Source organism: Streptomyces sp. NBC_00386, assembly GCF_036063235.1.
Taxonomy (GTDB): Bacteria; Actinomycetota; Actinomycetes; order Streptomycetales; family Streptomycetaceae; genus Streptomyces.
Genome location: NZ_CP107950.1, coordinates 7,363,917 through 7,379,887 on the forward strand (window position 1 = coordinate 7,363,917; position 15,971 = coordinate 7,379,887).

General features: G+C 72.6%; 15 protein-coding genes. 11 read left to right on the top strand and 4 right to left on the bottom strand.

Features of this window, described 5'->3' with window-relative positions; genetic code table 11:
* The first annotated feature begins 58 nt into the window (after window positions 1–58).
* The 7 genes from OG780_RS32350 to OG780_RS32380 all read left to right on the top strand — a co-directional run bounded on the left by OG780_RS32350 (window position 59) and on the right by OG780_RS32380 (window position 9,197).
* A complete protein-coding gene (locus OG780_RS32350) occupies window positions 59–676 on the top strand; it encodes a TetR/AcrR family transcriptional regulator (protein WP_328454147.1) in 618 nt (205 codons plus the stop codon).
* 392 nt (window positions 677–1,068) lie between these two features.
* Complete coding sequence (locus OG780_RS32355; RefSeq protein ID WP_328454149.1) at window positions 1,069–3,324, top strand: molybdopterin oxidoreductase family protein; 2,256 nt, start codon at window positions 1,069–1,071, stop codon at window positions 3,322–3,324.
* A 187-nt stretch (window positions 3,325–3,511) separates the two neighbouring features.
* Window positions 3,512–4,228, top strand: a complete 717-nt coding sequence (locus OG780_RS32360; RefSeq protein WP_328454151.1) for a hypothetical protein — start codon at window positions 3,512–3,514, stop codon at window positions 4,226–4,228.
* A complete protein-coding gene (locus OG780_RS32365) occupies window positions 4,215–4,994 on the top strand; it encodes a class F sortase (RefSeq protein ID WP_328454154.1) in 780 nt (259 codons plus the stop codon). Before OG780_RS32360 ends, OG780_RS32365 begins: the two co-directional genes overlap by 14 nt.
* Before the next feature lie 240 nt (window positions 4,995–5,234).
* On the top strand, window positions 5,235–6,581 hold the full coding sequence (locus OG780_RS32370; protein ID WP_328454156.1) for an ABC transporter ATP-binding protein: 1,347 nt from the start codon (window positions 5,235–5,237) through the stop codon (window positions 6,579–6,581).
* 134 nt (window positions 6,582–6,715) lie between these two features.
* Window positions 6,716–8,104, top strand: coding sequence for an aldehyde dehydrogenase family protein (locus tag OG780_RS32375; RefSeq protein WP_328454158.1), 1,389 nt, complete (start codon window positions 6,716–6,718; stop codon window positions 8,102–8,104).
* Window positions 8,105–8,114: 10 nt separating this feature from the next.
* The gene (locus OG780_RS32380; protein WP_328454160.1) at window positions 8,115–9,197 is read left to right on the top strand and encodes a Zn-dependent alcohol dehydrogenase; all 1,083 of its coding nucleotides are present in this window, start codon (window positions 8,115–8,117) and stop codon (window positions 9,195–9,197) included.
* A gap of 251 nt (window positions 9,198–9,448) precedes the next feature.
* On the opposite strand, the gene OG780_RS32385 is transcribed toward OG780_RS32380, so the two are convergent.
* Window positions 9,449–10,090, bottom strand: a complete 642-nt coding sequence (locus OG780_RS32385) for a TetR/AcrR family transcriptional regulator (protein ID WP_328454162.1) — start codon at window positions 10,088–10,090, stop codon at window positions 9,449–9,451.
* An 89-nt stretch (window positions 10,091–10,179) separates the two neighbouring features.
* Between OG780_RS32385 and OG780_RS32390 the strand changes: the two genes are divergently transcribed.
* From OG780_RS32390 to OG780_RS32400, 3 genes are all read left to right on the top strand, one after another.
* Window positions 10,180–11,331 carry an acyl-CoA dehydrogenase family protein gene (locus OG780_RS32390; protein ID WP_328454164.1) on the top strand — a complete coding sequence of 384 codons (1,152 nt, stop codon included), beginning with the start codon at window positions 10,180–10,182 and terminating at the stop codon, window positions 11,329–11,331.
* 65 nt (window positions 11,332–11,396) lie between these two features.
* The gene (locus OG780_RS32395) at window positions 11,397–11,651 is read left to right on the top strand and encodes a YiaA/YiaB family inner membrane protein (protein ID WP_326788704.1); all 255 of its coding nucleotides are present in this window, start codon (window positions 11,397–11,399) and stop codon (window positions 11,649–11,651) included.
* 96 nt (window positions 11,652–11,747) lie between these two features.
* Window positions 11,748–12,374: a TetR/AcrR family transcriptional regulator gene (locus OG780_RS32400; RefSeq protein WP_328454166.1), complete on the top strand. Its 627-nt coding sequence runs from the start codon at window positions 11,748–11,750 to the stop codon at window positions 12,372–12,374.
* A 107-nt stretch (window positions 12,375–12,481) separates the two neighbouring features.
* On the opposite strand, the gene OG780_RS32405 is transcribed toward OG780_RS32400, so the two are convergent.
* Window positions 12,482–12,943, bottom strand: a complete 462-nt coding sequence (locus OG780_RS32405; RefSeq protein ID WP_326788706.1) for a MaoC family dehydratase — start codon at window positions 12,941–12,943, stop codon at window positions 12,482–12,484.
* Window positions 12,944–13,049: 106 nt separating this feature from the next.
* Here OG780_RS32405 and soxR point away from each other — a divergent pair, with 106 nt between their 5' ends.
* Window positions 13,050–13,601 carry a redox-sensitive transcriptional activator SoxR gene (gene soxR, locus OG780_RS32410; protein WP_328454168.1) on the top strand — a complete coding sequence of 184 codons (552 nt, stop codon included), beginning with the start codon at window positions 13,050–13,052 and terminating at the stop codon, window positions 13,599–13,601.
* Between the two features lie 62 nt (window positions 13,602–13,663).
* Here soxR and OG780_RS32415 read toward each other — a convergent pair whose 3' ends face one another.
* On the bottom strand, window positions 13,664–14,770 hold the full coding sequence (locus OG780_RS32415) for an RNA ligase (ATP) (protein ID WP_328454170.1): 1,107 nt from the start codon (window positions 14,768–14,770) through the stop codon (window positions 13,664–13,666).
* A gap of 399 nt (window positions 14,771–15,169) precedes the next feature.
* Window positions 15,170–15,772, bottom strand: a complete 603-nt coding sequence (locus OG780_RS32420) for a hypothetical protein (RefSeq protein ID WP_326788709.1) — start codon at window positions 15,770–15,772, stop codon at window positions 15,170–15,172.
* Between the last annotated feature and the right edge of the window lie 199 nt (window positions 15,773–15,971).

The window sequence follows — 15,971 nt, forward strand, 5'->3', positions numbered from 1 at the left end:
ATGGCACGGAGGTGCGTACTGATGGGCGAGGTTCACCGGACTCCGTCGGAAAGGCATCATGAAGCCCGTGCCCCATGCGACCTCGCTCCGCAGAGCGCCCGTACAGCGGCGTAGCGCAGAACGACTGACCAGAATCCTCGACGCCTGCGCCGACCTCCTCGACGAGGTGGGCTACGACGGGCTGAGCACACGGGCCGTGGCCCAGCGGGCCGGTGTGCCCATCGGCTCCGTCTACCGCTTCTTCGGCAACAAGCGGGCGATGGCCGACGCGCTCGCCCAGCGCAACCTGGAGCTCTACAGCGAGCGCGTCACCGAGAGTCTGCGCGAGGCGGGCGGGGGAGGCTGGCGGGCCGCGATGGACGCGGTGCTCGACGAGTACCTCGCCATGAAGCGCACCGCGCCGGGCTTCTCCCTCGTCGACTTCGGCAACCAGATTCCCGTCGGCGCCCGTTACGCCGAGCCCAACACCCGGGTCGCCGACCGCCTGACCGACCTGCTCTCCGGCTACCTGGACCGCGAACCGGACGACGATCTCCGCCGCTGCTTCCTGGTCGCCGTGGAGAGCGCCGACACCCTGGTCCACCTCGCCTTCCGGGTCGATCCCGAGGGGGACGAGCGGATCATCGCGGAGACCCGCGAGCTGCTGCGGGCGTATCTGGCCAGGGTCCTCGACTGACGGCCGGCGTCCGGCGCGTGCAAGGGGGAGTCCCCGGACTCCCGGACTTTTCGAATTTCCCGGACCTCTCGGGCTCCCCGGACCTCTCGGGCTCCCCGGACCTCTCGGGCTCCCCGGACCTCTCGGGCTCCCCGGACCTCTCGGGCTCCCCGGACCTCTCGGGCTCCCCGGACCTCTCGGGCTCCCCGGACCTCTCGGGCTCCCCGGATTCCCCGGATCCCCCCGTCCCTTCCCGGGGCGGTGATGTCCGTGACGCGTCGCTCACGGGGCGCGGGAACCCGGTGCGCGGAATTCCGACGGACGCCCGGAGGGCCCTCGCCGTCATGCGTACCGGTCGGTATGCTCACTCGCGTCCGTGTGCCACCCAAGCCACCGCCCTCCGGGAGGACCCCGTGTCCCGTACCTCCGGTACCACCCCCGACTCCCGAACCGCGCTGCGCGTCTGCCCCCTGTGCGAGGCCACCTGCGGGCTGACCCTGACCATCGAGGGCACCCGGGTGACCGGCGCCCGGGGTGACCGGGGCGACGTGTTCAGCAAGGGCTTCATCTGTCCGAAGGGTGCCTCCTTCGGCGCTGCCGACGGCGACCCCGACCGGCTGCGCACCCCCCTCGTCCGCGAGGACGGCGTCCTGCGCGAGGCCACCTGGGAGGAGGCCTTCGACGCGGTGGCCGCCGGACTGCGTCCGGTCGTCGAGCGGTACGGGCCGCACGCCCTCGGCGTCGTCCTCGGCAACCCGAACGTGCACACCATGGCCGGCGCCCTGTATCCGACCGTCCTGCTCGGCGCCCTGCGCACGCACAGCGTCTTCACCGCCTCCACGCTCGACCAGATGCCCAAGCACGTGTCGAGCGGACTGCTGTTCGGCGACGCCAACGCGATCCCCGTGCCGGACCTGGACCACACCGACCACCTGCTGCTCATCGGCGCCAACCCGCTGGAGTCCAACGGGAGTCTGTGCACGGCCCCCGACTTCCCCGGCAAGCTCCGGGCGCTGCGGGCCCGCGGCGGCACGCTGACCGTCATCGACCCGCGCCGCACCCGCACGGCCAAGCTCGCCGACCGCCATGTGGCCATCCGCCCCGGCACCGACGCGATGCTCCTCGCGGCGATGGCGTACGTCCTGTTCGAGGAGAAGCTCGTCGACCTCGGCGCACTCGCCCCGCACGTCCAGGGTGTCGACGAACTCCCGGACGCGCTGCGGGACTTCACCCCCGAGGCGGCGAGCGCGGCCTGCGACGTGGACGCCGTCACCATCCGGGAGCTGGCGCGCGAGCTGGCCGCCGCGCCCACCGCCGCCGTCTACGGCCGCATCGGCAGCTGCACCGTTCCGCACGGCACCCTGGCCAGCTGGCTGGTGGACGTCCTCAACATCCTCACCGGCAACCTCGACCGGCCCGGCGGCGCCCTCTTCCCGACGGCCGCCACCGACCGGACACGCCCGGCGGGCCCCGGCCACGGCTTCGCCCTCGGCCGCTGGCACAGCCGGGTGAGCCGGCACCCGGAGGCCAAGGGCGAACTGCCCCTGGCCGCCCTGGCCGAGGAGATCGACACCCCGACCGAGGACGGCAGCCCGGTCCGCGCGGTCATCGCCGTCGCCGCCAACCCCGTCCTCTCCGCGCCCGACGGCCTCCGGCTCGACAAGGCGCTCGAATCGCTGGACTTCATGGTCAGCGTCGACCCCTACCTGAACGAGACCTCGCGCCACGCCCACGTCGTGCTCCCGCCGCCCCCGCCCTCCCGGAGCGCGCACCACGACTTCGCGTTCAACACCCTCGCCGTCCGCAACCAGGTCCGCTACAACCGCCCCGCCGTCCCCCTGGAGGAGGGCCGGATGGCGGAGACCGAGATCCTCGCCCGGCTCGTCCTCGCCGCGACCGGCATGCACGGAGCCGACCCGTCCGCCGTGGACACCATGGTCGTCGAGGGCACCCTCGCCAAGGCGGCCGGGGACAGCGCGTCCCCGGTGCACGGGCGCGACCCGCGTGAACTCGCCGCCGCCCTCACCGGCGAGAACGGCCCCGAGCGCCGGCTCGACATGATGCTGCGCCTCGGCCCGTACGGCGACGGCTTCGGCGCCCGCCCCGACGGCCTGACCCTGGACAAGCTGCTGGAGCACCCGCACGGCATCGACCTCGGACCGCTCTCCTCCAGCCTGCCGCGCCGGCTGAAGACCCGCAGCGGGAAGGTCGAGCTGCTTCCGGAGCCGATCGCCGGTGATCTGCCGCGCCTGCGCGAGGCGCTGCGTGAGCGCCCGGCGGCGATCGTCCTCGTCGGCCGCCGTCATCTGCGCTCCAACAACAGCTGGATGCACAACATCCCCGCGCTCACCGGCGGTTCCAACCGCTGCACCCTGCACATCCACCCCGATGACGCCGCCCGGCTGGGGCTCGCCGACGGGGCGGCCGTGCGGGTCAGGGGCGCCGGCGGTGAGGTGATCGCCCCGGCGGAGGTCACCGACACCGTACGGCGCGGGGTGGTGAGCCTTCCGCACGGCTGGGGTCACGACCGCCCCGGCACCCGGATGAGCCATGCCGCCCTGGATCCGGGAGTCAACGTCAACCAGCTCCTCGACGGCTCGCTGCTCGACCCGCTGTCCGGAACGGCGGTCCTCAACGGGGTGCCCGTGGAACTGGCGGCCTGCCCCTGAGCCTGCCGCGTGCCCCGAGGCCGCCGCGGATGCCCATGAGCCGCCGCGGCCCGGGAGCGCCTTTGCGCCGGTAGAGCGACAGACGGCGGGGGCCGGGGCGCAGTTGCGTCCCTTTTTGTATCTTATGTGAGAAGTAGTCAGATGACCTGAAATTCGTATGAAATCATCTGACTCGGAGGCGCCTCGCATGTCCACCCCGTCCCTCTCCGCGCCACATCGCGGTGCCGGAGCCCTCGCCGCCCTCGCGGTCGCGGGCACCGCCCTCCTCGGTGCCCCGGCCGCCGTCGCCGCCCCCGGCGACAACGGCGACGTCAAGGTCCACGACGTGAACACCGCGTTCGACAACCAGCGGGACGATCCGAAGGTCTGCCAGTTCTACCTCGACGGCTTCAACTTCGACGCGGGGCAGCGGATCACCTGGTCGATCGCGCACCAGCCCGGCGCCGCGGGCGACCCCGTCCTGGAGGGCACGCTGTCCGCGTCCCAGACCGGGCGCGCCGGAACCCGCATCTTCACCCTGCCCGACGGCCAGTACAAGCTGACCTGGAACTTCCAGGGCGAGAACGGCGCGGGCAAGAGCAAGGTCTTCAAGGTCGACTGCCCCGTCAGCGCTCCGACCCCGACCCCGACGCCGACCAGGGGCGGACCCAGCGCGACGCCCAGCCAGCTGGGCGGGGGACCGAGTGCGACACCGAGCCGGCAGGGCGGTCCGGGCGGCCCGGGCGGTGGCCCCGGCGGACAGCAGGGCGGTCCGGGCCCCAACGGAGGACCTCCGGCGGGCGGCGGCGGACTCGCTCACGAGCGGAACTTCTCGCCGGTGGCCGGTGCGGCGGCCGCGGGTCTCGTCATGGCCGGGGGAGTCGTGTTCCTGCGGCTGCGCCGACGCAGCAATGGCGCCGCGTAGACGACGGAGGCCCTGGTACCGGACGCGCGCCTACCGCCTGACGAGGACCCTGGTGGTCACCGTCGCACTGGTGGCGGGCGGCGTCTGGTGGGCGGGGGACGGTGAGCCCGCCGGGACGGTGGCGTCCGGCGCCGTACGCGACGACGGCGCCGCCTCCCGGGCTCCGGCCGGCAGGGCGGGCACCGGGCACAGGCCGGACGCCCGCCCCGGCGGCGACGCGCGCGGCCCGCGGCGGCATCCGTCCCCGGCCGCCCGCCGGGCGGCCCGCCCCGCATCCCCGTCCGCACCGCTGCCCCGCTCCCGGGCCGTCCGCCTGCGCATTGCCTCCCTCGGCGTCGACGCACCGGTCATCGGTCTCGGGCTGGACCGCCAAAGACGGCTCGCCGCGCCGCCCGTGGACGATCCGAAGCCCGTCGGCTGGTACACGGACGGTCCCACACCGGGCGAACGCGGTACGGCCCTCGTCGTCGGCCACCGCGACACCCGGACCGGACCCGCCGTCTTCGCCCCGCTCGAACGCATCCGTCCCGGAGCGCGCGTCGAGGCGCGACGCGTGGACGGGCGGACCGCCGTCTATACGGTGGACGTCGTACGTACGTACGCGAAGGCACAGTTCCCCGACCAGGAGGTGTACGGCAGCCGGGGGCGCCCCGAGCTGCGGCTGATCACCTGCGGCGGCGCCTACGACCACAGGTCCGGATACGCCGCCAACGTCATCGCCTTCGCCCACCTCACGCAGATCCTGGGGCGGGCCGGCGCCCGGTGAGGCGAACCGCGGTGCGGCGGACCGGAGTTGCGGCGAAGGAGCCCCGTGCCCGGTCCCGGCCCGACCGGTATCCGATCGTCCGTTTCCGCCCGTACCGAACCCGCCCGTCCGATACCGCCACGTGTCTTCCCCCGGACGTGTGCGGTCCGTTAGCTTCCGTGACTCAAGGTCCCGTACGACCCGTACGGGACGACCGGCCGCGGAGCACCAGCGCCTTGCACGCCCCCGGGGGCACCTGTCATGACACGCGCCATCTCCCTGCACCACGTCAGCAAGTCGTACGCCCGCGGGCCCCGTGCCGTGGAACGGTTCTCGCTGGACATCCGGCCCGGCGAGTTCCTCGTGCTGCTCGGCCCCTCCGGCTGCGGCAAGTCGACCGTGCTCAGGATGATCGCGGGACTGGAGGAGGTCACCGAGGGCGAGGTGCGCCTGGACGGCGAGTACGCCAACGACCTGCCGCCCTCCGAGCGGAACATGGCGATGGTGTTCCAGAACTTCGCCCTCTATCCGAGCATGACCAGCCGCGACAACATCGGCTTCCCGCTGCGGATCGAGGCGCCCGGCGAGGACCCCCGGGCCCGGGTGGACGCCACCGCCCGGATGCTCGGTATCCAGGACCTCCTCGACCGCTTCCCCAACCAGCTCTCCGGCGGCGAGCGGCAGCGCGTCGCGATGGGCCGGGCGATAGCGCGCCACCCCTCCACCTTCCTGATGGACGAACCGCTGTCCAACCTCGACGCCAAACTCCGCAACCACCTGCGGGCCGAGATCTCCAAGCTCACCAGGGACCTCGGCGCGACCACGGTCTACGTCACCCACGACCAGGCCGAGGCCATGTCGCTCGGTGACCGGGTCGCCGTGATGCGCGGCGGAGTCCTCCAGCAACTGGGCACGCCCCGCACGGTCTACGGACTGCCCGCGAACGTCTTCGTCGCCGCCTTCATCGGCACCCCGCGGATCAACCTGCTGCGCGGACTCGTCCGGGCCCCGCTCGACGGCGCCATGACGATCAGTCTCGGCAAGCAGTACCTGCGGCTGCCCGAACCCCTCTGTCTGGACCATCAGTTGCTCCGGGTGCAGCAGGGCCGTGAGGTGATCGTCGGGCTGCGCTCCGAGGCCATAAGGCTCGCCAGGGCGTCCGACGCCCGGCCGGGCGAGGTGGCGATCACCGGTCTGGTCGAGCATGTGGAGTTCCAGGGGCACGAGGTCCTGGTCCACTTCAACACGGGCTCGCGGCCGGCCTTCGTGCCCGACCTGGAGTCGCCGCGCCCGTCCCGCCCGACGCGCCGACGGCGCCGTGACGCCGGTACCGTCCTGGACCGGCTGCGGGGGCGTGCCGGCGCGCTGCGGGCCGGACCGGTCGTCGTCCTCGACCACCCCTCGGACGACGAGGCCGATCACCCCGGGCAGACACCGCCCGAGGGGCGGCTGCCCGGCGATCTCGTCGTCCGCACCACGCCCGACATCGAACTCCGCCACGGCATGCAGATCCCGCTCCTCGTGGACCTCGCCCACCTGTTCGTCTTCGACCGGAGCGGCGAACGGATCTGCCCGGCACCGGAACGGCTTCCCGACCTGGAGGAGTGACCTCCCCGGGGTACGCGGGGCGCGGACTTCGCGCGGGGCCGGTGATCCGCCGTGCGGCAGGTCACCCTGGCGCCGCAAAACTATCATCGCTAGTTTAGGGTCCGGACGACGCTGCCCCGCCCGGGAGGAACACGATGAAGGCACATGACGGCATGTACATCGACGGGGCGTGGCGCCCCGCGGCCGGACGGGACACGATCGAGGTCGTGAACCCGGTCGACGAGCAGGTGATCGGCCATGTCCCGGCGGGCACGGCCCTGGACGTCGACGCCGCCGTGCGCGCCGCCCGTGCCGCGTTCCCCGGCTGGGCCGCGACCGCGCCCGCCGAACGCGCCGCCAGGCTGGCCGCCCTGAGGGACGTGCTGGCCGCCCGCAAGGACGAGATCGCCGAGACCGTCACCGCCGAGCTGGGAGCGCCGCTCGCGTTCTCCCAGGCGGTGCACGCGAGCGTCCCGGTGCTGGTCGCCGGCTCCTACGCCGAACTGGCGGCGACGTACGCCTTCGAGGAGAAGGTCGGCAACTCGACCGTCTACCAGGAGCCCGTCGGTGTCGTCGGCGCGATCACGCCCTGGAACTACCCGCTCCACCAGATCGTCGCCAAGGTCGCCCCCGCGCTCGCCGCCGGCTGCACGGTGGTGCTGAAGCCCGCCGAGGACACCCCGCTCACCGCCCAGCTCTTCGCCGAGGCCGTGGCCGAGGCGGGCGTCCCGGCGGGTGTCTTCAACCTCGTCACCGGCCTCGGCCCGGTCGCCGGCCAGGCGCTCGCCGAGCACCCGGACGTCGACCTGGTCTCCTTCACCGGCTCCACGGCCGTCGGCCGGCGCATCGGCGCGACCGCGGGCGCCGCGGTCAAGCGCGTCGCCCTCGAACTCGGCGGCAAGTCCGCGAACGTCATCCTGCCGAGCGCCGACCTCGCCAAGGCCGTGAACGTCGGCGTCGCCAACGTGATGTCCAACTCCGGCCAGACGTGCAGCGCGTGGACCCGCATGCTGGTCCCCGCCGAGCGTTACGACGAGGCGGTCGAGCTGGCCGCGGCCGCCGCCGCGAAGTACGGCGACCGCATCGGACCCGTCGTCAACGCCAAGCAGCGGGACCGGGTGCGCGGTTACATCGAGAAGGGCGTCGCCGAGGGTGCGCGGCTCGTCGCCGGCGGCCCCGAGTCCCCGCGTGAACAGGGCTACTTCGTCAGTCCCACCGTCTTCGCCGACGTCACCGAGCGGATGACGATCGCCCAGGAGGAGATCTTCGGCCCCGTCCTGTCGATCCTGCGCTACGAGGACACCGAGGACGCCCTGCGGATCGCCAACGGCACCGTCTACGGGCTCGCGGGCGCTGTGTGGGCGGGCGAGGAGTCCGAGGCGGTCGCCTTCGCGCGGCGGCTCGACACCGGCCAGGTCGACATCAACGGGGGACGCTTCAACCCCCTGGCCCCCTTCGGGGGTTACAAGCAGTCGGGCGTGGGGCGCGAACTCGGCGCCCACGGACTGTCCGAGTACCTCCAGACCAAGTCCCTCCAGTTCTAGGAGCGTTCACGTGGTTCGCGCCGCCGTCCTTCCCGCCGTGGGTGCTCCGCTGGAGATCGCCGAGATCGAACTCCCCGACCCCGGACCGGGCCAGGTCCGGGTGAGACTCGCCGCCGCCGGGGTCTGCCACTCCGACCTGTCCCTGTCCAACGGCACCATGAGGGTGCCGGTGCCCGCCGTGCTCGGCCATGAGGGCGCCGGTACCGTCGTCGCCGTCGGCGAAGGTGTCACCCAGGTCGTCCCGGGCTCCCGTGTCGTCCTCAACTGGGCTCCCTCCTGCGGGAGTTGTCACGCCTGCTCGCTGGGCGAGGTGTGGCTGTGCGCCGACGCGCTCACCGGCGCCGGCACCGTGTACGCCCGTCGCGCCTCCGACGGCAGCGATCTGCACCCCGGCCTGAACGTCGCCGCGTTCGCGGAGGAGACGGTGGTGCCGGTGTCCTGCGTCCTGCCCGCCCCGGACGGCATCCCGCTCACCGAGGCCGCCCTGCTCGGCTGCGCGGTCCTCACCGGATACGGCGCCGTCCACAACTCCGCGAAGGTCCGGCCCGGTGAGACCGTCGCCGTGTTCGGGGCCGGCGGGGTCGGGCTCGCCGCCCTCCAGGCCGCCCGGATCGCGGGCGCCTCGAAGATCGTCGCGGTCGACGTCTCGCCCGAGAAGGAGTCACTGGCCCGCGAGGCGGGTGCCACCGACTACGTCGTCGCCTCCGACACCACCGCCCGCGAGATCCGCGCCCTCACCGGCAAGCAGGGCGTCGACGTCGCCGTCGAGTGCGTCGGCCGCGCCGTCACCATCCGTACCGCCTGGGAGTCGACCCGGCGCGGTGGCCGCACCACCGTCGTCGGCATCGGCGGCAAGGACCAGCAGGTCACCTTCAACGCCCTGGAGATCTTCCACTGGGGCCGGACCCTCGCCGGCTGCGTGTACGGCAACTCCGACCCGGCCCGCGATCTCCCGGTGCTCGCCGAGCACGTACGCGCGGGCCGTCTCGACCTCGGGGGCCTGGTCACCGACCGCATCGCCCTGGACGGCATCCCCGCGGCCTTCGACAACATGATCGCGGGCAAGGGGGGCCGGGCCCTGGTGGTCTTCTAGGCATGTCCGGTGGTCTTCCGGACATGTCCGGCAGACGTCTCCGGGCCGCCTCGGGAGGATGCGAGCGCACCCGACGCGGCCCGGTGTCAGGCCAGCTCGGCCCGGATCTCCGGCCGCCGGCACTCCTCCCCCGACTCCGGCCGGGGGAGGAGTCACACGAAACCCGAACCGCAGGCACACCCGCCCCCGGACCCACACCCGCCCCCGGACGCCCGCCGCGCCGGCGGTACCGGACAGTCGCGCCGACCTGTTCAGCCCTCCCGGACCAGCCTCGCGTACTGCACGGCGAGGCCGTCCAGCAGCGCGCCGAGTCCCGTCTCGAAGGCCCGCTCGTCGATCTTCTCCTGCTGTTCGGCGAGGAGGTGCGCCTGCCCCAGATGCGGATAGTCGTCCGGGTCGTACGCGCTCTCGTCGTCCACGAAGCCGCCGGCGAAGGAACCCAGCGCGGACCCCATGATGAAGTACCGCATCAGCGCCCCGATCGAGGTGGCCTGGGCCGGCGGCCAGCCCGCCTCGACCATGGCGCCGAAGACGGCGTCGGCGAGCCGGAGTCCGGCCGGCCTGCGGCCCGGTCCGCGCGCGAGGACCGGGACGATGTTCGGGTGGTCGCGCAGGGCGGCGCGGTAGGAGACGGCCCAGTCGTGCAGCGAGGTCCGCCAGTCGCGGCCGCCCTGGAACATCGACAGGTCGACCTGCGCGCTCACCGAGTCCGCGACCGCTTCCAGGATCTGGTCCTTGGTGCGGAAGTGGTTGTAGAGGGAGGGCCCGCTCACCCCGAGTTCCGCCGCGAGCCGGCGGGTCGAGACGGCCGCCAGGCCCTCGGCGTCCACCAGCGCCCGTGCCGTCTCGACGATGCGGCCGGTGCTGAGGAGGGGCTTGCGCGGTCGGGCCATGGCGCACATAGTAGGGCTGCAACTGGAAACTAGCAGTGCTAATTTAAATGTACGGCTTTCAATGTCAGCTATCTGTGGGGTGACCCGGCATGAACCTCGGGCTCAGCGATGAGCAGACCGCCGTCCGGCAGCTCGCCAAGGACTTCGTGCACCGCGAGATCACCCCGCACGTCGTCGCGTGGGACCGCGCGGAGGACGTGGACCGGTCCATCGTGAAGAAGCTCGGCGAGGTCGGCTTCCTCGGCCTCACCGTCGACGAGGAGTACGGCGGCAGCGGCGGCGACCACCTCGCGTACTGCCTGGTCACCGAGGAACTCGGGCGCGGTGACTCCTCCGTGCGCGGGATCGTCTCCGTCTCGCTCGGGCTCGTCGCCAAGTCGATCGCCGCCTGGGGGAGCGAGGAGCAGAAGCGGCGCTGGCTGCCGGGGCTGACCTCCGGCGAGTACGTCGGCTGCTTCGGCCTCACCGAGCCCGGCACCGGCTCCGACGCGGGCCAGTTGTCGACGCGGGCCGTGCGCGACGGCGACGACTATGTGATCAACGGCAGCAAGATGTTCATCACGAACGGCACCTGGGCCGACGTCGTGCTGCTCTTCGCCCGCTCCACCGACGCCCCGGGGCACAAGGGCGTCTCCGCCTTCCTGGTGCCCACCGACACCCCCGGTCTGACCCGCCGCACCATCCACGGCAAGCTCGGGCTGCGCGGCCAGGCCACCGCCGAACTCGCCTTCGAGGACGTACGCGTGCCGGCGAGCGCCATGCTGGCGCCCGAGGGCAAGGGCTTCACGGTGGCCATGTCGGCACTCGCGAAGGGCCGGATGTCGGTGGCCGCGGGCTGCGTCGGCATCGCCCAGGCCGCCCTGGACGCGGCGGTGACGTACGCGACCGAGCGGGAGCAGTTCGGCAAGACGATCGCCCACCACCAGCTCGTCCAGGAACTGCTCAGCGACATCGCCGTCGACGTGGACGCGGCGCGGCTGCTGACCTGGCGGGTCGCCGACCTCGTGGACCGCGGACTGCCGTTCGCGACCGAGTCCTCCAAGGCCAAGCTCTTCGCCTCCGAGGCCGCCGTGCGCGCGGCGAACAACGCCCTCCAGGTCTACGGCGGCTACGGCTACATCGACGAGTACCCGGTCGGCAAACTCCTTCGCGACGCCCGGGTGATGACCCTCTACGAAGGAACCAGCCAGATACAGAAACTGGTCATCGGGCGCGCTCTGACGGGTGTCTCGGCGTTCTGACTCTGAGTACGTCCCTGAGTACGAGGACGGATGTGGCGGCGGCCACATCCGCCGACCCTTGTCCCATGACCGAGACACCCGTCAAACAGCAGAACACGGCCGCCTTCTACGGACAGGCCGTGGCCTCCTTCTCCGTCGCGATGGCCGCCACCGCGCTCGGCATCTTCAAGCTCCAGGCCGACGCGTGGGTGCGGGGCTTCCTGGCCATCGCCGTCCTCTATCTGGTGACGTCCTCCTTCACGCTCGCCAAAGTGATCCGCGACCGCCAGGACGGCGGCCGTCCCGGCACCCGGGTGTACGACCCGTTCGAGAAGCTCTGATCCCCGCGCGGCCATGACCTGGCCGAAGGCGCTAAGCGCTCGCTCAGGTTCGGGGGTATGGTGTTCACCCTGTCAGTGAAGAAGGGGCGAACAGCGATGAGTGCGGCGCAGGAGACGTCCGGCGGCGAGATGCAGCCGTGGTCCGAGGTGACCCCTGACGCGGCGCGGCGGCTGCTCGTGGCCGCGGTGGAGGCCTTCGCCGAGCGCGGGTACCACGCGACGACGACCCGGGACATCGCGGGCCGCGCGGGCATGAGCCCGGCCGCGCTGTACATCCACTACAAGACCAAGGAAGAGCTGCTCCACCGGATCAGCCGGATCGGCCACGACAAGGCGCTCGACATCGTGCGCACCGCCGCCGAGGCCGAGGGGACGGCGGCCGAACGGCTCTCCGACGCCGTGCGCTCCTTCGTGCGGTGGCACGCGGGCCAGCACACCACGGCCCGCGTCGTCCAGTACGAGCTGGAGGCCCTCGGCCCCGACGCCCGCGCGGAGATCATCGCGCTGCGCAGGCAGGTCGACGCGGAGGTCCGCGGCATCATCCAGGACGGCGTCGCGACCGGCGAGTTCGACGTCCCGGACGTCCCCGGTACCACCGTCGCCGTACTGTCCCTGTGCATCGACGTGGCCCGCTGGTTCAACGTCGAAGGCCCCCGCACGCCCGACGAGGTCGGCGCGCTCTACGCCGACCTGGTCCGGCGGATGGTGGGATTCAAGGAGTAGGACCCGGCCGGTCCCGTGCCCGTCCCCGGACCCGGCGGGGGCCGGGCCGGCGGACGCGTACGTGCCGGGCCCGACCCGGACGCGCCGGTGCCGGGCCCGGGTGCGGTTCAGAGGTAGTAACGGGAGACCGACTCCGCGACGCAGACCGGCTTGTCGCCGCCCTCGCGCTCCACGGTGAAGGCCAGGGAGACCTGCACGCCACCGGGCACGTCGTCCACCGCGGTGATCGTCCCGGTGGCGCGCAGCCGCGAGCCGACCGGAACGGGAGCGGGGAAACGGACCTTGTTCGTCCCGTAGTTGACGCCCATCTTCACGCCTTCGACGCTGATCAGCTGCGGGCCGAAGAGCGGCAGCAGCGACAGGGTGAGATAGCCGTGCGCGATCGTGGTGCCGAACGGACCCGCCGCGGCCTTCTCGGGGTCGACGTGGATCCACTGGTGGTCGCCGGTGGCCTCCGCGAACAGGTCGATCCGCTTCTGCTCGATCTCGACCCAGTCCGTGTGTCCCAGCTGCTCGCCCACGGCGCCCCGCAGTTCGTCGACCGTCGCGAACGTCCTCGGCTCTGCCATGTCCCTGGCCTCCCGCATCTCATAGTCTAAGCGACTGCTTAGCATGGTCGGCCGGGCGGCGCATGTCAACGGACCGGACGCGTGGCGCGGTAGGTAGGTTGGAGGCGTGCCCCAGATCCCCGAGACGGTCCACGAGCTGACCGTCGGACAGTTGTCGGCCCGCAGTGGCGCGGCCGTCTCCGCCCTGCACTTCTACGAGTCCAAGGGCCTGATCAGCAGCCGCCGCACCTCGGGCAACCAGCGCCGCTACCACCGTGACGCGCTGCGCCGTGTCGCCTTCGTCCGGGCCGCCCAGCGCGTCGGCATCCCGCTGGCCACCATCCGCGAGGCGCTCGCCGAGCTCCCCGAGGAGCGCACCCCGACGCGGGAGGACTGGGCCCGGCTGTCCCGGGCCTGGCGCTCCGAACTCGACGAGCGCATCAAACAGCTCGACCGGCTGCGCGACCACCTCACGGACTGCATCGGCTGCGGCTGCCTCTCCCTGGAGACCTGTGTGCTCTCCAACCCCGACGACGTCCTCGGCGAGCGCCGGGCCGGCTCCCGCCTCATGGTGGAGCGGGCCGGCGCGCAGCCGGCGCCGGCGCCCCAGGAGCGTGGTCCGGCGGCCGCGTGCGAACCCGGGCCACGCCGGGAACCGGCGGCGGGGGACTGCCGCTGACGCGTGGTCCTCGACAGCCCCGCCCCCGACGCGTCAGCCGCCTCGCCCTGCCTGCGGGCACGTCACTCGTACTCCGTGCCGCCCTTGCGGGTCAGATAGGCCGGGCTGACCGCCTTCGCTATCGCCCGTCCGCCCGTCACCGGGCTGTACCGCTCGGCGGCGACGAAGGTCCCCTCCGGTCCACCGGGAGCCGGAGCCCCGGGCCGGATCACGACCCCCTCGCGCAGATGCAGCCCGCGCCCGGACACGGTCTCCCGCCCGGAGGCGGTCTCCAGGATGCGCTCGACGTCGTACGGCCCCTCGTACAGCCTTGGTACGAGGGGGAGTTCGCCCGCCAGCAGCTCCTGCGCGTCCAGCCAGCGGACCTCGCCGTCGATCTCCGCGGACACGTCGAACACGGCGTAACCGATCGTCTCGCGGCGGCCGTCGGCGCCGTACGACAGGTCCTGCACACCGGCCCCGTACACCTCGCCGAAGATGCCGACACGGCGTGCGCCCAGCCGTTCGGCGATCCTGGCGGCCGCCTCCGCGACACCGTGCCCGCGTACCGCGCGCCAGTACAGATTGCGCGGATCCTCCTTCAGCGCCAGGGACTTGGAGCCGAAGCCCTTCGAGGACACATGGACGCGGCCCTCGTCGGCGAGGTGGGTCAGCAGACAGGCCGAACCGTGCAGCTTCTCCGTCACGACGACGGGCTCGCCCGGCGTGAAGATGTCCGGGTACCGCTGGATGTTCTCGATGTCGACCCAGGGCAGCAGATCGGGGGCCGCCTCGACATCGCCGTTCATCGTGGGCGGGATCGGCGGCACCCATTTCACGATGCCGAGGAACTCCGCGAAGTCCGTGCCGTCCTCGGCGGCCCGCGCCAGGTCCACGTCCGCCAGCGCCTTCGGCCGGCACACGATCCCCTGCGACAGCTCGCCGCGCAGCCGCACCGCCCTGACCCGGTCCGACGAGCTGCCCGCCAGACGCCCGGTCAGCCCCAGCTCCTCGATCAGCGGGGCCGGCAGCACGGACTGCTCCGGGATGTAGAGCGCCCACTCGCCGGTGCGGTACGCGCCCTTGGCGACCACGGCCCGATACAGACCCACCTGGGCCAGTTCGAGCGCGTCGGCGTTCGGATGGTCGTGGACGGTCAGCACTTCGGCGGTGACGCGCAGCGTCGACATGGGGGACTCCAGAGGGCGCTCAGGGGTTCTTCATCGCCCCCAACTGTCCCGTGGGAGAAACGGCTGGAGCCAGCGTATTTACGGCTGGTACCGTCACCGCGCGGCACCGCGATCCCTGCGCACGCCCGCCGCGAGGGCGTACCGCCGCCTCGGCCGCGACCCGGATGGAGACCGCACCGGCCGTCGGCCGGACCGTCGTCCGGGCGGCATCGGCACGACGGTGCCGCCGTGCGGATCCGGGCTCCGTCCGCACGGAGCCGCACCGAGTCCCCCGTCGGCGCGGGACACTCCCCGGCCGACCCGGTGCTGCGGCAAGTACGCGCCAGGCCACGGACCTTCCGCGGCCGGCGGCTCACCCCCTGGGTCCGCCGCCCGGCCCGGCTCGGCCGGACGGGGTACTCACGCGGACACGAGCAGCCGGCCGCGCCTGGCGCCGGCCAGCGCCTCCGGGGTCAGGACGGGCCGCGGCACCACGATTCCGCAGCTCGTGCAGACGGGACCCGACGACGGTTCGTGGGCCAGTTCGTACATCCAGACAAGGCGCTCACCGGCGCACACGGGGCAGACGGTGCCCGGTTCGCGCTCCAGTGCCGCGATCAGCCGGCGCAGCACCTCGGCCAGTGGTTCATGGGGGTGGACACGGGGGTCGTCGCACCAGGCGACACCGAAGCCGCCCCAGGTCAGCCGGTGCCAGTCGTCGACACTGCCCGGCCTGCGCAGCCCGTCGTGCTTCTCCTTCTTGCGACGCTGCGCGAACGCGACCTCGTAGGCGAGCCAGACGGAGCGGGCCTCCTCCAGTTCGTCCAGTGCGGCCACGAGCCGCGCCGGATCGGGGGAGCGGTCCTCCGGGTCGAACCCGGCCCGGGAACACAGATGGTCCCAGGTCGCCCGATGCCCGTAAGGGGCGAACCGCTCCAGGCACTTGCGCAGTGAGTACCGCCGCAGCGCCAGATCACACCTCGGATCTCGCGCCTGTCTCGCCAGACTCCGGAAACCGGCCATCGTCCTGCACCTCCGTCACACCTGCACCTGTACTCCGGTCACTTCGGCGCCGTCCCGTACGGACGTCGTCGAGTAGACGTATCGACAAGCGATTCGGCTCCATCCAATTTTTCGACGACCCCCCGCGAGCCACCCGCCGAGTGTCCCGACCACGCCTCCCGTCGCCGCCGGCCGGCCGTCCGCCGGACCGCCGGTGCGC

Bases quoted from the DNA above. Each gene is read 5' to 3' on its own strand.
- OG780_RS32400 (WP_328454166.1), top strand. From the start codon at position 11,748: ATGAGTGCGGCGCAGGAGACGTCCGGCGGCGAGATGCAGCCGTGGTCC.
- OG780_RS32405 (WP_326788706.1), bottom strand. From the start codon at position 12,943: ATGGCAGAGCCGAGGACGTTCGCGACGGTCGACGAACTGCGGGGCGCC.
- OG780_RS32365 (WP_328454154.1), top strand. From the start codon at position 4,215: ATGGCGCCGCGTAGACGACGGAGGCCCTGGTACCGGACGCGCGCCTAC.
- OG780_RS32375 (WP_328454158.1), top strand. From the start codon at position 6,716: ATGAAGGCACATGACGGCATGTACATCGACGGGGCGTGGCGCCCCGCG.
- OG780_RS32385 (WP_328454162.1), bottom strand. From the start codon at position 10,090: ATGGCCCGACCGCGCAAGCCCCTCCTCAGCACCGGCCGCATCGTCGAG.
- OG780_RS32390 (WP_328454164.1), top strand. From the start codon at position 10,180: ATGAACCTCGGGCTCAGCGATGAGCAGACCGCCGTCCGGCAGCTCGCC.
- OG780_RS32415 (WP_328454170.1), bottom strand. From the start codon at position 14,770: ATGTCGACGCTGCGCGTCACCGCCGAAGTGCTGACCGTCCACGACCAT.
- OG780_RS32350 (WP_328454147.1), top strand. From the start codon at position 59: ATGAAGCCCGTGCCCCATGCGACCTCGCTCCGCAGAGCGCCCGTACAG.
- OG780_RS32420 (WP_326788709.1), bottom strand. From the start codon at position 15,772: ATGGCCGGTTTCCGGAGTCTGGCGAGACAGGCGCGAGATCCGAGGTGT.
- OG780_RS32370 (WP_328454156.1), top strand. From the start codon at position 5,235: ATGACACGCGCCATCTCCCTGCACCACGTCAGCAAGTCGTACGCCCGC.
- OG780_RS32395 (WP_326788704.1), top strand. From the start codon at position 11,397: ATGACCGAGACACCCGTCAAACAGCAGAACACGGCCGCCTTCTACGGA.
- OG780_RS32360 (WP_328454151.1), top strand. From the start codon at position 3,512: ATGTCCACCCCGTCCCTCTCCGCGCCACATCGCGGTGCCGGAGCCCTC.